General features: G+C 54.5%; 10 protein-coding genes and 3 tRNA genes. 6 read left to right on the top strand and 7 right to left on the bottom strand.

Annotated features, from left to right (window positions below; translation table 11 throughout):
- Positions 1 to 146 precede the first annotated feature (146 nt).
- Positions 147 to 374, bottom strand: coding sequence for a YgdI/YgdR family lipoprotein (locus IB196_RS04375; protein WP_005130971.1), 228 nt, complete (start codon positions 372 to 374; stop codon positions 147 to 149).
- 192 nt (positions 375 to 566) lie between these two features.
- Here IB196_RS04375 and csdA point away from each other — a divergent pair, with 192 nt between their 5' ends.
- Both csdA and csdE read left to right on the top strand, forming a co-directional pair.
- On the top strand, positions 567 to 1,772 hold the full coding sequence (csdA, locus tag IB196_RS04370) for a cysteine desulfurase CsdA (RefSeq protein WP_040232184.1): 1,206 nt from the start codon (positions 567 to 569) through the stop codon (positions 1,770 to 1,772).
- Positions 1,772 to 2,218 carry a cysteine desulfurase sulfur acceptor subunit CsdE gene (gene csdE, locus IB196_RS04365; RefSeq protein ID WP_005121982.1) on the top strand — a complete coding sequence of 149 codons (447 nt, stop codon included), beginning with the start codon at positions 1,772 to 1,774 and terminating at the stop codon, positions 2,216 to 2,218. The genes csdA and csdE overlap by 1 nt, the downstream gene beginning before the upstream one ends.
- Positions 2,219 to 2,295: 77 nt before the next feature.
- Here the strand turns inward: csdE and tcdA are convergent, their stop codons facing one another.
- Positions 2,296 to 3,102, bottom strand: coding sequence for a tRNA cyclic N6-threonylcarbamoyladenosine(37) synthase TcdA (gene tcdA, locus IB196_RS04360; protein ID WP_005121979.1), 807 nt, complete (start codon positions 3,100 to 3,102; stop codon positions 2,296 to 2,298).
- 108 nt (positions 3,103 to 3,210) lie between these two features.
- Positions 3,211 to 4,308: a murein transglycosylase A gene (gene mltA, locus IB196_RS04355; RefSeq protein ID WP_003034021.1), complete on the bottom strand. Its 1,098-nt coding sequence runs from the start codon at positions 4,306 to 4,308 to the stop codon at positions 3,211 to 3,213.
- A gap of 205 nt (positions 4,309 to 4,513) precedes the next feature.
- Between mltA and IB196_RS04350 the strand changes: the two genes are divergently transcribed.
- From IB196_RS04350 to IB196_RS04340, 3 genes are all read left to right on the top strand, one after another.
- Positions 4,514 to 4,590 (top strand) — tRNA-Met (locus IB196_RS04350).
- Between the two features lie 48 nt (positions 4,591 to 4,638).
- A tRNA-Met gene (locus tag IB196_RS04345) sits at positions 4,639 to 4,715 on the top strand.
- A 58-nt stretch (positions 4,716 to 4,773) separates the two neighbouring features.
- Positions 4,774 to 4,850, top strand: a tRNA-Met gene (locus IB196_RS04340).
- Positions 4,851 to 4,924: 74 nt separating this feature from the next.
- On the opposite strand, the gene amiC is transcribed toward IB196_RS04340, so the two are convergent.
- Positions 4,925 to 6,178 (bottom strand): N-acetylmuramoyl-L-alanine amidase AmiC, encoded by a 1,254-nt coding sequence (gene amiC, locus IB196_RS04335; protein ID WP_149692195.1) that lies wholly within the window; start codon positions 6,176 to 6,178, stop codon positions 4,925 to 4,927.
- A gap of 234 nt (positions 6,179 to 6,412) precedes the next feature.
- On the opposite strand from amiC, the gene argA reads away from it, so the two are divergent.
- Positions 6,413 to 7,744 (top strand): amino-acid N-acetyltransferase, encoded by a 1,332-nt coding sequence (gene argA / locus IB196_RS04330; RefSeq protein WP_040232180.1) that lies wholly within the window; start codon positions 6,413 to 6,415, stop codon positions 7,742 to 7,744.
- Positions 7,745 to 7,868: 124 nt separating this feature from the next.
- Here the strand turns inward: argA and recD are convergent, their stop codons facing one another.
- The 3 genes from recD to ptrA are packed head-to-tail and all read right to left on the bottom strand — an operon-like array spanning position 7,869 to position 16,121.
- Positions 7,869 to 9,698 (bottom strand): exodeoxyribonuclease V subunit alpha, encoded by a 1,830-nt coding sequence (gene recD, locus IB196_RS04325; RefSeq protein WP_188231926.1) that lies wholly within the window; start codon positions 9,696 to 9,698, stop codon positions 7,869 to 7,871.
- A complete protein-coding gene (gene recB / locus IB196_RS04320) occupies positions 9,695 to 13,240 on the bottom strand; it encodes an exodeoxyribonuclease V subunit beta (protein WP_188231925.1) in 3,546 nt (1,181 codons plus the stop codon). Before recB ends, recD begins: the two co-directional genes overlap by 4 nt.
- Entirely contained in the window at positions 13,233 to 16,121 is a 2,889-nt protein-coding gene (gene ptrA, locus IB196_RS04315; protein WP_188231924.1) for a pitrilysin, read from the bottom strand. The genes recB and ptrA overlap by 8 nt, the downstream gene beginning before the upstream one ends.
- Positions 16,122 to 16,182: the final 61 nt, after the last annotated feature.

Below are 16,182 nucleotides of genomic sequence, written 5' to 3'. Positions count from 1 at the left end.
TGCAATTGGTCTGCGATTCAGACCATGGTAGCAAAGCTACCCTTTTTCACTTCCTGTACATTTACCCTGTCTGTCCATAGTGATTAATGTAGCACCGCCAAATTGCGGTGCTTTTTTTTGTCCGAGTGTCAACCAATGACGATCGGCTATTTCTCCAGTTCTACCATCTCTTTCACATCGGTACGGTTAATCTGCTGTTTGTTGCCGTTAGCGTCTTTATACGAAATCATCCCCGTATCATCATCGGTCTTTGGCTTACCGTCAGACACGATTGTCCTACCATCGTTGGTGTGCATCACGTAATTCGGACCGGAACAGGCGCTCAGGGCAAAAGTCAGCATACAGGCAGAGATTATGGCGGTAGTCTTTTTCATCTTCTTCTCCTCACAGCAATTTATGCCAGATAAAACGAATTCCATAACAGGCAAAATTATTCGCCTAACACTATTTAGCATAAGACACTGCACAGACTTTGCCGGGATATCCAGAGGATTCCGATGGTTAGCACAACCCTTGTGTCTGCGCCCTTTTTGCGCCACGATCCGTTTACTGAACTGAGGAATACCATGAACGCTTTTAACCCCACGCAGTTTCGCGCACAATTTCCCGCACTCAACGATGCAGGTGTCTATCTCGACAGCGCCGCGACGGCATTGAAGCCGCAGGCGGTGATTGAGGCGACCCATCAGTTTTATAGTCTGAGCGCCGGGAACGTCCATCGCAGCCAGTTTGCTGAAGCCCAGCGTCTGACCGCGCGCTACGAAGCCGCGCGGGAAAAAGTCGCACGGCTGATTAACGCGCCGGATGACAAAACAATCGTCTGGACCCGTGGCACGACGGAAGCTATCAATATGGTTGCCCAAAGTTATGCGCGTCCACGCTTACAACCGGGCGACGAGATTATCGTCAGCGTAGCGGAGCATCATGCCAACCTGGTTCCCTGGCTGATGGTGGCGGAGCAAACGGGGGCCAAAGTCATCAAGCTTCCGCTCAATGCCCATTTGCTGCCTGACACTGAGCGCCTGGCGGATCTCATCACCCCACGCAGTCGCGTTCTGGCTCTCGGTCAGATGTCGAACGTCACCGGTGGCTGCCCTGACTTAGCCCGCGCGATTACGCTTGCTCATGCAGCAGGCATGGTGGTGATGGTGGATGGCGCTCAGGGTGTTGTACATTTCCCCGCAGACGTTCAGCAGTTAGATATTGATTTCTATGCGTTCTCGGGCCACAAGCTGTATGGCCCCACCGGCATTGGCGTGCTGTACGGTAAGCCTGAATTACTGGAAGCCATGTCCCCCTGGCTCGGCGGAGGTAAGATGATTAGTGAAGTCAGTTTTGACGGTTTCACCACCCAGGCTGCGCCATGGAAGCTTGAGGCCGGTACGCCTAACGTTGCTGGCGTAATCGGACTAAGCGCAGCGCTCGAATGGCTGGATGAGGTTGATGTTGCACAGGCTGAAAACTGGAGCCGTGGTCTGGCGACGCTGGCAGAAGATGCGTTGGCGAAACGCCCCGGCTTTCGTTCCTTCCGCTGCCAGGACTCCAGTCTGTTAGCCTTTAATTTCGCAGGCGTTCACCACAGCGACATGGTGACGCTGCTGGCCGAATATGGCATTGCGTTGCGAGCGGGGCAGCACTGCGCACAACCGCTGCTGGCGGATCTGGGCGTCTCCGGGACGCTGCGCGCCTCATTTGCACCTTATAATACGCAAAGTGATGTGGATGCGTTGGTTACTGCCGTTGACCGCGCGCTGGAAATATTGGTGGATTAATGACAAGCCTTCTGCTCGCCGGACACCCGTTTGGCACAACCGTAACGGAAGAGACGTTACGCAATACCTTTATCCCACTCACCCAGTGGGAAGATAAATATCGTCAACTTATTTTACTGGGTAAGCAACTTCCGCCCCTTTCGGATGATCTGAAAGCGCAGGCAAAAGAGATTGCCGGATGTGAAAACCGCGTCTGGCTGGGGCATACCCTTCATGAGAATGGCACTCTGCATTTCTTCGGCGACAGCGAAGGTCGCATTGTGCGCGGACTGTTGGCCGTATTACTCACGGCTGTCGAAGGTAAAACGGCCGCCGAGTTACTGGCGCATTCGCCAATGGAATTATTTGACGAGCTAGGTTTACGCACGCAGCTCAGCGCCTCGCGTAGCCAGGGGCTGCATGCTCTGAACGAGGCGATTCTTGAGGCTGCTCAGAAAGCCGGATGACGACGCTGATGCGTCTTATCCGGCCTACAACACCGCACAAACCGTAGGTCGGATAAGCATAGCGCCATCCGACACAATCAATGCTGGCGCGCCGCTTTGGCCATCATCTTCTTCAAAGCGTGTGAGACGGCAACAAAACCAAAGGTCGCCGTCACCATGGTGGCAGCGCCAAACCCGGATGCGCAATCCATACGCTTAGGCCCTTCCGCCGTCGCTTTCATCGCACATACCGAGCCATCTGCCTGCGGGTACACCAGCGCTTCGGTCGAAAACACGCAGTCCACGCCCAACTTGCCTTTGCTGTTTTTCACCACCCCAAAATCACTTTTCAGCCGCTCACGTAGCTTGGCCGCCAGCGGATCCTGGATGGTTTTTGCCAAATCAACGACCTGTATCTGCGTCGGGTCGATCTGCCCGCCCGCACCACCGGTGGTCACCAGCGGAATTTTGTTACGCCGACAGTAAGCGATCAGCGCCGCTTTTGGGCGCACGCTGTCAATCGCATCAATGACATACGCATAACCCACACTCATATACTCAGCAACGTTATCCGGCGTGACAAAATCATCGACCACGTTAACCCGGCACTCCGGGTTAATCTGACGGATACGTTCAGCCATCACTTCAGCTTTTGCCAGACCGACGTTATCGCGCAGAGCATGGATCTGGCGGTTAGTATTGGTGACGCACACATCATCCATATCGATGAGCGTGATGGCACCAATGCCAGTGCGCGCCAGTGCTTCCGCCGCCCACGATCCCACGCCGCCAATCCCGACCACGCAAACGTGCGATTGGGCAAACAGTTGCAGCGCATTTTCACCATACAGACGCGCCGTACCGCCAAAACGCTGACGCCATGCATCGCTAATAACCACAGACATAACACCTCAAATTCATTAATACTGAGCAGTATGGCTGCCGGATGGCGCTTCGCTTATCCGGCCTACATTATGGACCAGGCCTAATAAGGCGCAGCCGCCATCCGAAAATTAACCGCTGAACACGTTACCCGCACCCGGCGCGGTTTTCAGTACCCACACGCGGCCGTAGTGATTATACCACCCCGCACGGTGTCCAGCGTCGGCTCCAATGCCCTGGTAGATATCGAAGTGCTGTCCTTTTATCGCCCCGCCGACATCCAACGCCACCATCAGACGTAATTCATACTGACCGGTGAATTTCCCGTTATTGTCCAGCAGCGGAACTTCCGCCAGTAACGTTGTGCCCGCAGGAATGATGCTGCGATCAGAAGCCACGGATGCGCGACCAATCAGCGGTACCGCGCTGGCCCCTTTGACCGGCGCAAAAGATTGCGGTTTAAAGAAGACAAACGATGGGTTCTGCTCCAGAAGCTCACGCACTTCAGCTTCGCTGTGCGTTTCACCCCAATGGCGAATGGCCTGCATCGACATATCTTCTTTTTTCACTTCACCACGGTCGATAAGCACCTTACCGATGCTGCGATAGGCGTGACCGTTTTTCCCGGAATAGCTAAAAAAGTTCAGCGGACTGCCATCGCCGAAATCGATGTAACCACTGCCCTGAACATCCATAATGAAGTTATCCATTAGGGAGTTGCTGTACGCCAGAATATAATTGTCGCTCAGGGCGCCCGCATAAATCTCGGCACGGCTTGGTAAGCGCCCACGTTTTGGCGGCATGCGGTAGATAGGGTACTGAAATTCGCCCTGACGCGTATGGCGCGCCTGGATAACCGGCGTGTAGTAGCCCGTAAACTGGACGTTACCGTAGTTGTCCGCCCCTTCCATTTGCCAGGCATCAATACCAAACTGGCGCATACTGCGCGTATCGCCACCCGCTCGTAACCACTGCTGGATAGCGTTGTAAACGTTGCTCTGGTTACCGTACAAACGTGGCGATGCGCTGCGAATTTGATTAACCTGCTCGGCGAAATCACCGGCATTGATTGGTGCGCCAACCGCATCAGGCTGGTTCACCAGTGAGAAAGGCTGGGTAAATTTCCCGTCTTTATACTGCTGCCCACGATCGGTGGGTTTTGAGGAACACGCGGCGAGCATCGCGACGACTGCTCCCGCCAGAAGATATTTTGCCCAACGTCCTTTCATTGTTCTCGTCTTATGTTGCCTGAATGCGAGACGAAGATAACAAACCCCCGAACCTAATGAAATGCGTATACCTACCCGAACGCAAATTTTGCGCAAAAAATAATCCAGAGTGCGTTGTTTTTGTTCATTTTCACCCTAAAAACGTGATCAAGGTGAAAAAAGGGTTGCATGAAAATGCGAGCAGAGTATAGTGCGCATCCACGGACGCGGGGTGGAGCAGCCTGGTAGCTCGTCGGGCTCATAACCCGAAGGTCGTCAGTTCAAATCTGGCCCCCGCAACCAATTAAAATCAGAAGCAGTAACGTTACTCGATGGAAGAGTAATGACGGACGCGGGGTGGAGCAGCCTGGTAGCTCGTCGGGCTCATAACCCGAAGGTCGTCGGTTCAAATCCGGCCCCCGCAACCAATTAAAATCTGATGTAATATTTTTGCAAAGTGTTTGAAATACGAAGCAAAAAGACGGACGCGGGGTGGAGCAGCCTGGTAGCTCGTCGGGCTCATAACCCGAAGGTCGTCGGTTCAAATCCGGCCCCCGCAACCAACACATTAAACACCTTAACGGGTGTTTTTTTGTATCTGCGATCCGTAAAAAAAGCGCTTTTCAGCGCTTTTTTGTTATCCCCTTCTCGCCAGCGTCGCCCCATCGGCAAAGTAGGCTTTAATCCCCGCCAGAATCGACTCTGCAACTTCCTGCTGGAAGGTCGCCGTTTTGAGTTTGCGCTCTTCCTCAACGTTACTGATAAACGCTGTTTCTACCAGAATGGACGGAATATCCGGCGCTTTTAGCACCGCAAACCCGGCTTGTTCAACCTGATTCTTATGCAGATTGTTGATTTTACCAAGCTTATTCAATACCGCTTTACCAAACTTCAGGCTGTCGGCGATGGTCAGCGACTGCACCATATCGAACATGGTATGGTCGACGTAGCGGTCGCCACTCTTGCTGACGCCACCGATGAGATCCGAGGCGTTCTGGGTCTGCGCCAGATATTTCGCTGCGGTACTGGTCGCGCCTTTGGTCGAGAGCGCAAACACCGACGAACCGCTGGGCTGTCGACTGGTAAAGGCATCGGCGTGAATCGAGACAAACAGGTCTGCGCGCTGCTTCTGCGCTTTCGCCACGCGGACTTTAAGCGGAATGAAGATATCTTCATTTCGCGTCATAAAGACCTTCATGTTGCCCTCTTTCTCTATGAGAGCTCGCAGGCGCCGGGCAATCTGCAGTACCACATCTTTTTCACGCGTCTTGTATTTCCCCACCGCACCGGAGTCTTCCCCGCCGTGGCCCGGATCCAGCATAATAACAATGGGGCGATCGCGTCCCGCTTTGCCCGGCTGTGGGCCACTCTGCGCAGGCGGTACCTGTTTATCCAGATCGCCCCTGTTGTAATCTTCCAGCAATGCCAGCAGCGGATCCTGAACATCCTGGGCATTTGCGGGATAGAGATCCATCACCAGACGTTCTTTAAAGCCCGCCACCGGTGCCAGGGCAAAAAGTTGCGGCTTCACATTCTGTTTCAGCTCGAACACCATTCGCACGGTCTGTGGATCAAACTGGCCAACGCGCGCCGACTTAATATACGGATCGTCAGGACGAATCTGCGCTCCCATGCCCTTGAGCACCGAGTTCAGATTAACGTCTTCAATATCCACAACCACACGCTCAGGATTACTCAGGGCAAACTGTTTGTATTTCAGCAGACGGTTAGATTCTACCGTGACGCGGGTATAGCTGGACGCAGGCCAGATACGTACGGCAACGACCTGACTCGCAGCAGCCAGACCAACCTGGCTGACGCTTAAAAGCCACATAGCACCCGCACCTTGCAGTAAACGGCGGCGACTGATTGCTGAGTTGGATCCCGACATGCTTCTCCCGAGCAAAAGAAATCTGTATTGAGGTAATACGTAAAACGTCCGAATTGACCGGAAACTTTAGCGAATGACGCATAATCTGTCATCTATAAAAGGGTAAACATTCTTTTTATATTCACGGTATTACTGATAAAAATCTTCGGCATGGGTAAAAATTACGCTTGCGCACAGAACAAAAACAGAATAAAAATACACAAATTACGAATAATCATGCAATGAGGGTGTGCCGTGGTGAAGGAGCGTAGAACCGAACTGGTACAGGGATTCCGCCATTCTGTTCCCTATATCAATACCCATCGGGGAAAAACGTTTGTCATTATGCTGGGCGGCGAAGCCATCGAGCATGAAAACTTTTCCAGTATCGTCAATGACATTGGTCTTCTTCATAGCCTCGGCATCCGCCTGGTCGTGGTCTATGGCGCACGACCGCAGATTGATGCCAATCTCGCGGCGCATCATCATGAACCGGTGTACCACAAAAACACACGCGTCACCGATGCGAAAACCCTGGAGCTGGTCAAACAGGCTGCGGGGCTACTTCAGCTTGATATTACCGCCCGCCTGTCGATGAGCCTGAATAATACGCCGTTGCAAGGGGCACATATCAATGTGGTCAGCGGTAATTTTATTATCTCGCAACCGTTGGGTGTGGATGACGGCGTCGATTACTGCCATAGCGGGCGTATTCGTCGTATTGATGAAGAGGCGATTCACCGCCAGTTAGACAGCGGCGCGATTGTGCTGATGGGACCGGTCGCCGTTTCCGTCACCGGTGAGAGCTTTAACCTGACGTCAGAAGAGGTCGCCACGCAGTTGGCTATCAAACTGAAGGCGGAGAAAATGATCGGCTTTTGCTCCTCTCAGGGCGTCACCAACGATGATGGCGATATTATTTCCGAGCTGTTTCCCAACGAAGCCCAGGCTCGCGTTGAATTGCAGGAAGAGAAAGGTGATTACAGCTCCGGCACGGTGCGCTTCCTACGCGGCGCAGTGAAAGCCTGTCGCAGTGGCGTACGCCGTTGCCATCTGATCAGCTATCAGGAAGATGGCGCATTACTGCAGGAACTGTTCTCCCGCGACGGGATCGGGACGCAGATCGTAATGGAAAGCGCCGAGCAGATCCGCCGCGCCACCATTAACGATATCGGTGGGATTCTGGAGCTGATCCGCCCACTGGAGCAGCAAGGCATTCTGGTCCGCCGCTCCCGCGAACAGCTGGAAATGGAGATCGACAAATTCACCATTATTCAGCGCGATAATCTGACCATCGCCTGTGCCGCTCTGTACCCTTTTCCGGAGGAGAAGATTGGCGAAATGGCGTGCGTGGCAGTGCATCCGGACTACCGTAGCTCATCACGCGGCGAAGTTTTGCTGGAGCGGATTGCTGTGCAGGCCAGACAAATGGGACTCAGCAAGCTGTTCGTGCTGACGACGCGCAGCATTCACTGGTTCCAGGAGCGCGGCTTCACGCCGGTGGATATCGACCTGCTGCCGGAAAGCAAAAAAGAGATGTACAACTATCAGCGGCGGTCAAAAGTGCTGATGGCGGATTTGGGATAGCGATCGTTGCCGGATACGGCCTACAATTCGCTGGCACATCTTTGGTATGCAGATCGTAGGCCTGATCAGACGCGATAGCGTCGCCATCAGGCACACAGCCGGATGGCGCTGACGCTTATCCGGCCTACATCATGCCATCATTAAACAACGCCGACAGCCCGCTTCGGCGTTCGGTTCGGGTGGCAATGGCGCTACTCAATATCCGTTCATCGGCATACAACGACAAACGACGGCGGGCACGGGTGACGGCGGTATAGACCAGCTCACGGGTCACCACGGGTGAGTGCTGGCTGGGCAAAATCAACGCCGCATGGTCGAACTCAGATCCCTGCGATTTGTGCACGGTCATTGCCCAGGTGGTTTCATGTTCAGGCAAGCGACTGGGCTGGACCGATTTGATAGAACCGTCCGGCAGCGCAAACCACACTCTCAGACCCTGCCCACGATCGAGGGCAATGCCAATATCACCGTTAAATAATCCCAACGAACTGTCATTGCGCGCGATCATTACCGGTCTTCCCTCATACCAGCGGCTATGCGTCGAACGGTGAATTTTGCGTTTTTGCGCCATCACCCGCTCAATGCATTCATTCACCCCCCCCACGCCAAACGGACCTTCCCGCAGGGCGCACAATAGCTGATACTCATTGAAGGCCTGAATGACAGCATCCGGCTCGGCGCGCTCGCGCAGTAAATCGAGACAGTGTCCATAACCCGCCAGCGCTTCCTCCAGCATCGCGGCGTAATCTTCGCTGTTGTGTAACGTGCGTTTTTCGATATCGCTAAATCCCTGTTGGAAGACCGTTTTTATCGCAGTTTTATCACCACGATTAATCGCCGCAGCCAACTGACCGATTCCGGAATCGCTACCGAAACGGTAACTCTTTTGCAGCAAGCATAAACTGTCACGTAAAGACGCGGCCTGAGTTCCGGTTCCCGCTGGAATGGGACTACCGGTCAGTCGACTGAGTTGTTTGGCACGTTCCGGAGTAAAGCCATCACCGACGAAAGCACAGATATCCCCCAGCACCGCCCCCGCTTCAACGGAAGCGAGCTGGTCGCGATCGCCAAGAAAAATCACCCGCCCGTGTGGCGGCAGCGCATCGATAAGGCGCGACATCATCGGCAAATCGATCATCGAGGCTTCATCCACTACCAGCACGTCCAGATGCAGCGGGTTTCCTGCATGATGTCGCAGGCGTTGGCTTCCAGGCTGAGCGCCCAATAAGCGGTGCAACGTACTGGCATCATCGGGAATGCGCTTCTTTTGCTCATCGGTCAGCGGCAGTTCTCGCAGCGCCGCGCCCAACGAGGCGGTCAGACGTGCAGCCGCTTTTCCCGTGGGTGCCGCCAGACGAATACGACAGCGTTCACCGTCCGCCATCTGAATCAACGCCGCCAGAAGCCTCGCCACCGTTGTCGTTTTTCCGGTCCCCGGCCCGCCGGAGATCACCGATATACGGCGGGTCAGCGCTACGGCAGCAGCCACTTTTTGCCAGTTCACGCCCTCCGATGGTGGGAAAAGCGCTTCCAGCGTGCGGATCAACCGTGGCTCGTCCACCTCAATGGCGTAGTTAACTTCACCGAAAAAACGGGCCACCGTGCGTTCGTTATGCCACATCCGGTTCAGATACAAGCGATCGCCGTACAGCACCAGCGGCGTAGGCTGCTCGCCACGGCTTACCGCCCCGGAGGCCAGCAGACACTCCGCCCAGTCTTCGGGCTCTCCCGCTTCAGCGAGCCAGGCGTTCAACAGCGGATGAGCATCTTCGCGTAAAGATAACCGGGAAAGCGGTAAGCAAACGTGCCCCTCGCCCGCCTCACGGCTAAGCAGAGCCGCCGCCAGCGTAACGGCAGGGTTGTCGTTTCCGGCAACCGCCAGCGCGAACTGGGCATCCAGAGGCCGGAGCTGCTTTTGCTCAACGGCTTCCAGTAATCGTTTCTGGATTGTCATGACATCTCCTCCAGCGGCACTCCGGCAAACAACTCGTCCATCAACGCGATCAATTCCCCATCGGGTCGGGTGGCGTAAATTCCCTGCTGCGGATTGTCACTGTCAACGCCACGCAGGAAAAGATAGATAACGCCGCCAAAATGGTGTTTATAATCGTAACCAGCAATGCGATGGCGCAAGTAGCGATGCAACGCCAGGGTATAAAGTTGATACTGCAGGTCATAGCGATGCGCCTGCATGGCAGAGGCCATTGCCTGCTGGGTATACGCAGAACTGTCTTCACCCAGCCAGTTTGACTTGTAGTCGAGCAGGTAATAACGCCCCTGGTGGCGGAATACCAGGTCAATAAACCCTTTCAGCATGCCGCGCACCTGCATAAAATCCAACGCAGGGCACCCTGCCGAGAGCGGATCGTATTGGCGGATCAACGCATCAAGTTGGCTGGCCATCAGCGGCTGCGAAATAGGCAGATAAAACTCCATCTCCACCTGTTTTTCACGCGCGGAAAGCTGACTCAAACTCACGCCCGTCTCGTTGAGAGGCGCCTGCAAAATGGCGTCCAGCCATGCGGTCAAAACCGGCGTCCAGTGCGCGTCATAACCGCCCAACGCCAGTTGCTCCTCGACCCAATGCGGATCCACCGGTTGCGTAAAATCGAGATTTTCAAACAGGCTATGCAAGAATGTACCCGGCGAAGCGCCGCGCGGGAACTGATGCGGCGTGAGTCCGGGCTCCTCAATAACCTCACCGACGCCTGCGGCATCGATGTCCAGTCGCGGGATCAGATCCTGCGCAATACCATGCCCGCGCTGTTGCAAGCCGGAATAGCTGGTCACGCGCCAGCTGTCGCCGGGCGTACGCTGCAGTATTTTCGCGCTCAGTTCTCCGCTGACGTTCTGCGCAACCTGCCAGAGTTCACCGTCAGGCTGCGCAGGCGTCTGGCAGGCAATATCATCGCAGCACAGCGCTTCAATCGCGCCACGCAAACCCGCGGCATCCATCGGCTCGCCTTTTTGCAACAGGCGGCCAAGGGCGCTCTGATGCACATCGGTATCCCCTTTCTTATCGCCCCGACGGCGCACCAACGGCGCCACGCCAAGGCTGCAGTGCCATACCGAACGGGTCAGCGCGACATAGAGCAAGCGCAAATCTTCTGCCAGACGTTCCGCTTCGGCCAGCTCAACGCTCTCCGCGGCATCGCTGAGATCCAGCACCGCTTCAAAGGAGCTGCGATCGTGGTAGAACGCCTGATCCTGGACGCGGAAATTGGTGATAAACGGCAGCCAGACCAGTGGATATTCCAGCCCTTTCGATTTATGAATAGTGACGATTTTGACCAGATGCTTATCACTTTCCAGCCTGAGCTGCTGACTGGAGGCATTGCTGTCGGGTTCAAGAATATGCTGAGATAGCCAGCGCACCAGCGCATGCTCGCTTTCCAGTTGCGATCCCGCTTCCTGGAGCAGTTCGCTGATATGTAAAATGTCAGTCAGGCGGCGTTCACCCCCCGCCGTCGCCAGCAGGTTTTCCGCAATCTGGCGGGCAGCCATCAGCGCGCGCAGCATCGGCATCACGCCGCGTTTATGCCAGATCTGATGATAACCATCGAACTCCTCGACCACCGCATCCCAGGCATTTTCGTCGTTATTTAACGCTTCAAGATCCTGCGCATTCAGCCCCATCATTGAAGTCGCCAGCGCGCTACGCAGCGTGTTCTCACGCTCCGGCGTCATCACTGCCTGCAGAACCCACAGCAGCTCCTGTGCTTCGAGCGTTTCAAACACGCTGTCACGGTTGGAGAGATAAACAGAGGGAATGGCCAGTTGCGTCAGCGCATCGCGGACCAGCGCCGCCTCCTGGCGGCTACGAACCAGTACGCTGATATCCGAGGCGCGTACCGGCCTGGACGCTTTACCGCTGACCAGTTGCGCAGCGCCAGAATGCCCGGCCTTAAGCCAGTCGCGAATTTGCGTGGCGCACACCTGCGCCATGTAGTTCTGATAGTCGCCCACGCCACAACTGTCCCCTTCCATCAGCCACATACTCATGGCAGGCTGCGTTTCACCGTGTATAACAAACCGTAGCGACTGATTTTTCTCTGCGGATCTCACCGGGCTAAAAGGAATTTCGCGGAACATAAAGGCGTCGTTCATCTGGCTGAAAATCGTATTCACGCCATTGACCATGCCAGGAGCCGAACGCCAGTTAGTATCAAGCGTATAGTGCGCGCTGACTTCGCTACGCGCCTTCATGTAGGTAAAAATATCCGCGCCGCGAAAGGCGTAAATCGCCTGTTTTGGATCGCCAATCAGCAGAAGTGCGGTATCCGGCTGATGCTGCCAGATACGGCGGAAAATACGGTATTGCTGCGGGTCGGTATCCTGGAATTCATCAATCATTGCCACCGGGAAACGGGTACGAATAGCCGCCGCCAGCGCATCGCCGCTTTCGCTACGCAGCGCCGCGTCCAGGCGGCTGAGCATATCGTCAAAACCAAGCTCACCACGTCGGCGTTTTTCCTGTGCGACCGCCTCGCGGATTTCCGACAATGCCCGGGTGATCACCAGATCGCGGATTGTCAGCGGTTCACTCAGCAGTTCATCAATCGCGACAAACAGCGGATGTTGAGGGGTTACACCACCCGCTTTGGTGCGGTCTTCCAGAAAACGCTGAGAGAATTTCTCCAGCGCATCAGGAAGCTGGTAGCTTCGGGTTTCTTCCTGCGCCCACGCGCTGATCTTTTCGATCCACTTCCCCTGATTACCACGATTAAATTTACGTCTGTCGATCCCGGAGGCTTCCAGTAGACCGTCCAGCTCAGCGACGGAATCACGCCATTGCTGCTTAATCTGGTCGATACACGCCAGAATTTTTTCGTGCCGGGCTGCCAGCGTTTCATCAGCTGGCGGTGGGGCTTTAATCACCGGGGATTCACCCTGCAGGTAGCGATCAATATCCCTTAGCAGCGCCTGTGGACCTTTCCACGTTTCAAAAACAACCTGAGCAATGTCGCGAGACAGCGGGTAACAATGTCGACGCCAGAAATCTGCGCAGGCCTGATAGCGCAACAGCGACTCATCCTCAATCAACTGCTGTTCAAACAACATGCCTGACTCAAAGGCGTTGAGGCTGAGCATACGCTGACAAAAACCATGAATGGTAAACACCGCGGCTTCATCCATCTGCCTTTCAGCCAATAGCAGCCACTGGGCGGCCTGCTTTTTATCGGCAATTTCATCTAACAGACGAGCGTATAGCGGGTTGTCGGTGGTTTCACGCAGGCAGGCAATGCGCAGTTCATGGATGTTGCTACGAATACGACCGCGCAGCTCTTCAGTAGCCGCCTCGGTGAAGGTGACCACTAACAGTTCTTCGACGGTCAGCGGACGGGGAAAGGCGGCAGAGCCGCCCAGCCCAAGCAGTAAACGTAAATACAGGGCGGCGATGGTAAATGTTTTACCGGTGCCCGCAGAGGCTTCAATCAGGCGCTCGCCCGTCAGGGGCAAGCGCAGTGGATCAAGGGACTCAGCGGCATCATTCATTCTTATCACTCATCAGGGGTAAGGTTTGCTGCAACGCGCTGACGGTCTGCCACACTTTCCAGCCTTCCGGGTGCACATATTCTGCTTTCCCGTTCTGACTGCCGGAAACCTGTGACAGTATCGCCATGCCTTGCGGCTCAACCACCGCCTGATGGAAGAAGTCGGCAAGCTTTTGCGGCGTCAGCAGTTTAATCTGAGCCACGATTTTATCACGTGAATCGAAGCGCATATTGCCGCGATCGAAATCTTTGCTTAGCTGAGAGGCTTCGGCTCCCAAAGTTTGCGGCGCCTGCAGCATTTGCGCGATGATCGCTTGCTGAATTTGTGCGAACTCATCAGCTTTCATCGCCCGCAGCTTCGCTTCCGCCGTCGGGAAAAACGCTTTATAACGTTCCCAGAGATAGGACGGTTGCTTGTCGCTGCTTTGCAACAGGAAGCCCATTCCCCACTGACGGCCAACGCTCATTGGGAAAGCAAAGACGGCATAACCTAATTGCTCTTCAGTACGCAGTTGATTGTAGAACCACGGTTGAACAATCTGTCCTAGCATTGCGCTGTAAGCCGAGCTGGTGTACTCGTCATAGCCGGAGGGTACAAATACCGCCGCCAGCGCTGAATCCGTACTGCTGCCCGCTTTTTCAAAGATGGCAGACTGCTTCTTGTCTACCACAACATCTTTGTTTCGGCACCACTGTGAGCCGTTCGCACCAAGCTGCTTCTGGATATCCCGAGCCATGGTTTTCGCCTGAGTTTCACTCATATTGCCGACCACCAGGAATTCGGGACGCGCACCGGCTTTTAAGGTGTCACGGTAGGTCATCACTTCTTTCAACGTAATAGATGGCAACATCTCACGCCGTTCATCACGTGAGAAGTACGGTACCTGAGACAGCATCTGAACCGGCATAATCGCCTGATCGTAGGCTTTGCCTTTCTCCGCAGAGTCCATCATCTGGGCGTACCAGGATTTCGCCTGTTCCAGCTGTTCATCTGTTGAGGTGTAACTGAAATAACCGCTCAGCAGCGCCTGAAAAAGCTGTGGCAAACGTTGGGTGTAGCCGTTGGCATTGAGCATCAGGCCGTTATTAGCGTTAGTAGAAAAACCAATCCCCCCCACTGCGGCCTGGTTACTTAACTGGTCGAGTGCAATACCCGCCAGATAATCGTTCAGGGCGAATAAGACCTGGTTTCTGGCGCTGTCCATCGCTTTCGGGTTACGCAGTATCACGCTGACATCAACCTTTGGCTCGCTGGCAAAATATTGACTCGGGGCATACACCACGCGTAAATCAGGCTCATCAACGATCAGTTCCGGATGAGCATATTTTTTATCCGTCTTAATCAGCGTGAAATCATCTGGAATATACGGGTTCAGCTCCGGTAACGACAGAGCAATGCCCTGCGCTTTTTGCTGCCAGTCCGCGAATGTTTTCTCGCTGATTTTATCTACCTGATAAGGCGCATTGACAAAATAAGCGGTTTTATTGTGTGGCTCTTTCTCACTGATATACCAGATGCGCGCATTCTGCGGTGTCATCATCGCTAACCGTTGCTCAACGGCCTTCGCATCGTATTGATCGGCAATATTCACGGCATCCAGAGTATGCTCGACGGGAACGCGAATCATGGTATCAGCCAGCCATTCCACGTAGTCCATATCACGAGTGATGGAAGGATAACGGAAATCGAGATCCAGCACGTGCGCCAGTTCGTCAAAATAGCGTTTATCGACACCTTTCTCTCGTAACAGATTGAGATAACTAAAGATTGCAGCAACAACTTCATCACGGTTAGCCAGACCTTTGTCGGTCAACGTCGCGGAAATGGCTAACACGCCGCTATTCCCATTAACCACCGGATCGGAGTCCGCACGAATACCTTCAACCAGCCCCTGCTTTTGCAACCAGTCAGACAATGTGCCCGGACTACGATTGCCAATCAGGTAAGTCACCAGCTCATCGGTTTTACTGCGGAACTGCGCGCTATTGTTATCAATACGAAACTCGACGCGCAGCACTTTACGCGGCATTGCCGGAACATAGTGGATAATGACGCCCTTTTGCGCGTCAGTGACTACCGGTACAGTAATTTCAGGCTTGTCGATATTTCTGTTCGGCACGCGTCCAAACGTGTCAGCCGCTATCCGCGCCAGCTCTGGCAATGGTTTATTGCTATAAATCACCGCCTTCATCAGGTTCGCGGAGTAATACTTTTCATGAAATTTTTGTAAAGCCTGCACCACCGGATTGCCCGGTTTATCGCTTAATGTCTCGAGATTTCCGCCGGAGAAACGCGAACCAGGGTGCGCCGGGTTAATGGTCTCAGCACTCACCTGCGCCATACGCATCCCGTCCCGGGTACGCGCCAGCGTCAGCTCGGAGTTAACCGCGTTACGCTCGCGATCGGCATATTTTTTATCCAGCAACGGATCGGCAATTGCATCCGCCAGACGATCTACCGCCCCGACCAGCGCGTCATTTTCGACTTCAAGATAGAAAGCGGTGCGGTAAGGCGCGGTGCTGGCATTATGGCTGCCGCCGTGCATTTTCAGGAACTCGGCCAGGCTGTCCGGCTGTGGGTATTTTTTCGACCCCATCAGACACATATGTTCAAGGTAATGTGCCAGCCCCTGATGATCGTCCGGATCTTCCAGCGAGCCGACAGGCACCACCAGTGCAGAGAGGGATTTCACAGCCTGAGGATCGGATACCAACAACACGACCATGCCATTATCAAGGCGCACGGCCTGATACTGGCGGGTATCTTTATTGCTTTTACGGATGGTTTCAGCTAAAGGCTGCCAACCGGTATCTGCCTGACTTACGGGCGCCCAAAAGGCGACGAACAACAGTAATGCGCTGAACCAGGTGCTGCGGGGCATTCACAAACCTCATCATTAACGTATTCACCTGTTCACTGCAAACAACGCATTTAGCGTGGTC

The organism is Citrobacter sp. C6_1 (genome assembly GCF_014596835.2).
Lineage (GTDB): Bacteria > Pseudomonadota > Gammaproteobacteria > Enterobacterales > Enterobacteriaceae > Citrobacter > Citrobacter pasteurii.
Note: the sequence above shows the minus strand (reverse complement) of the source record. Positions and strands in the feature narration are given on the sequence as shown.

What these genes read in the sequence shown, in the direction of transcription:
- csdA (WP_040232184.1), top strand. Translation starts at nt 567, where the DNA reads ATGAACGCTTTTAACCCCACGCAGTTTCGCGCACAATTTCCCGCACTC.
- ptrA (WP_188231924.1), bottom strand. Translation starts at nt 16,121, where the DNA reads ATGCCCCGCAGCACCTGGTTCAGCGCATTACTGTTGTTCGTCGCCTTT.
- tcdA (WP_005121979.1), bottom strand. Translation starts at nt 3,102, where the DNA reads ATGTCTGTGGTTATTAGCGATGCATGGCGTCAGCGTTTTGGCGGTACG.
- csdE (WP_005121982.1), top strand. Translation starts at nt 1,772, where the DNA reads ATGACAAGCCTTCTGCTCGCCGGACACCCGTTTGGCACAACCGTAACG.
- recD (WP_188231926.1), bottom strand. Translation starts at nt 9,698, where the DNA reads ATGACAATCCAGAAACGATTACTGGAAGCCGTTGAGCAAAAGCAGCTC.
- mltA (WP_003034021.1), bottom strand. Translation starts at nt 4,308, where the DNA reads ATGAAAGGACGTTGGGCAAAATATCTTCTGGCGGGAGCAGTCGTCGCG.
- IB196_RS04375 (WP_005130971.1), bottom strand. Translation starts at nt 374, where the DNA reads ATGAAAAAGACTACCGCCATAATCTCTGCCTGTATGCTGACTTTTGCC.
- recB (WP_188231925.1), bottom strand. Translation starts at nt 13,240, where the DNA reads ATGAATGATGCCGCTGAGTCCCTTGATCCACTGCGCTTGCCCCTGACG.
- amiC (WP_149692195.1), bottom strand. Translation starts at nt 6,178, where the DNA reads ATGTCGGGATCCAACTCAGCAATCAGTCGCCGCCGTTTACTGCAAGGT.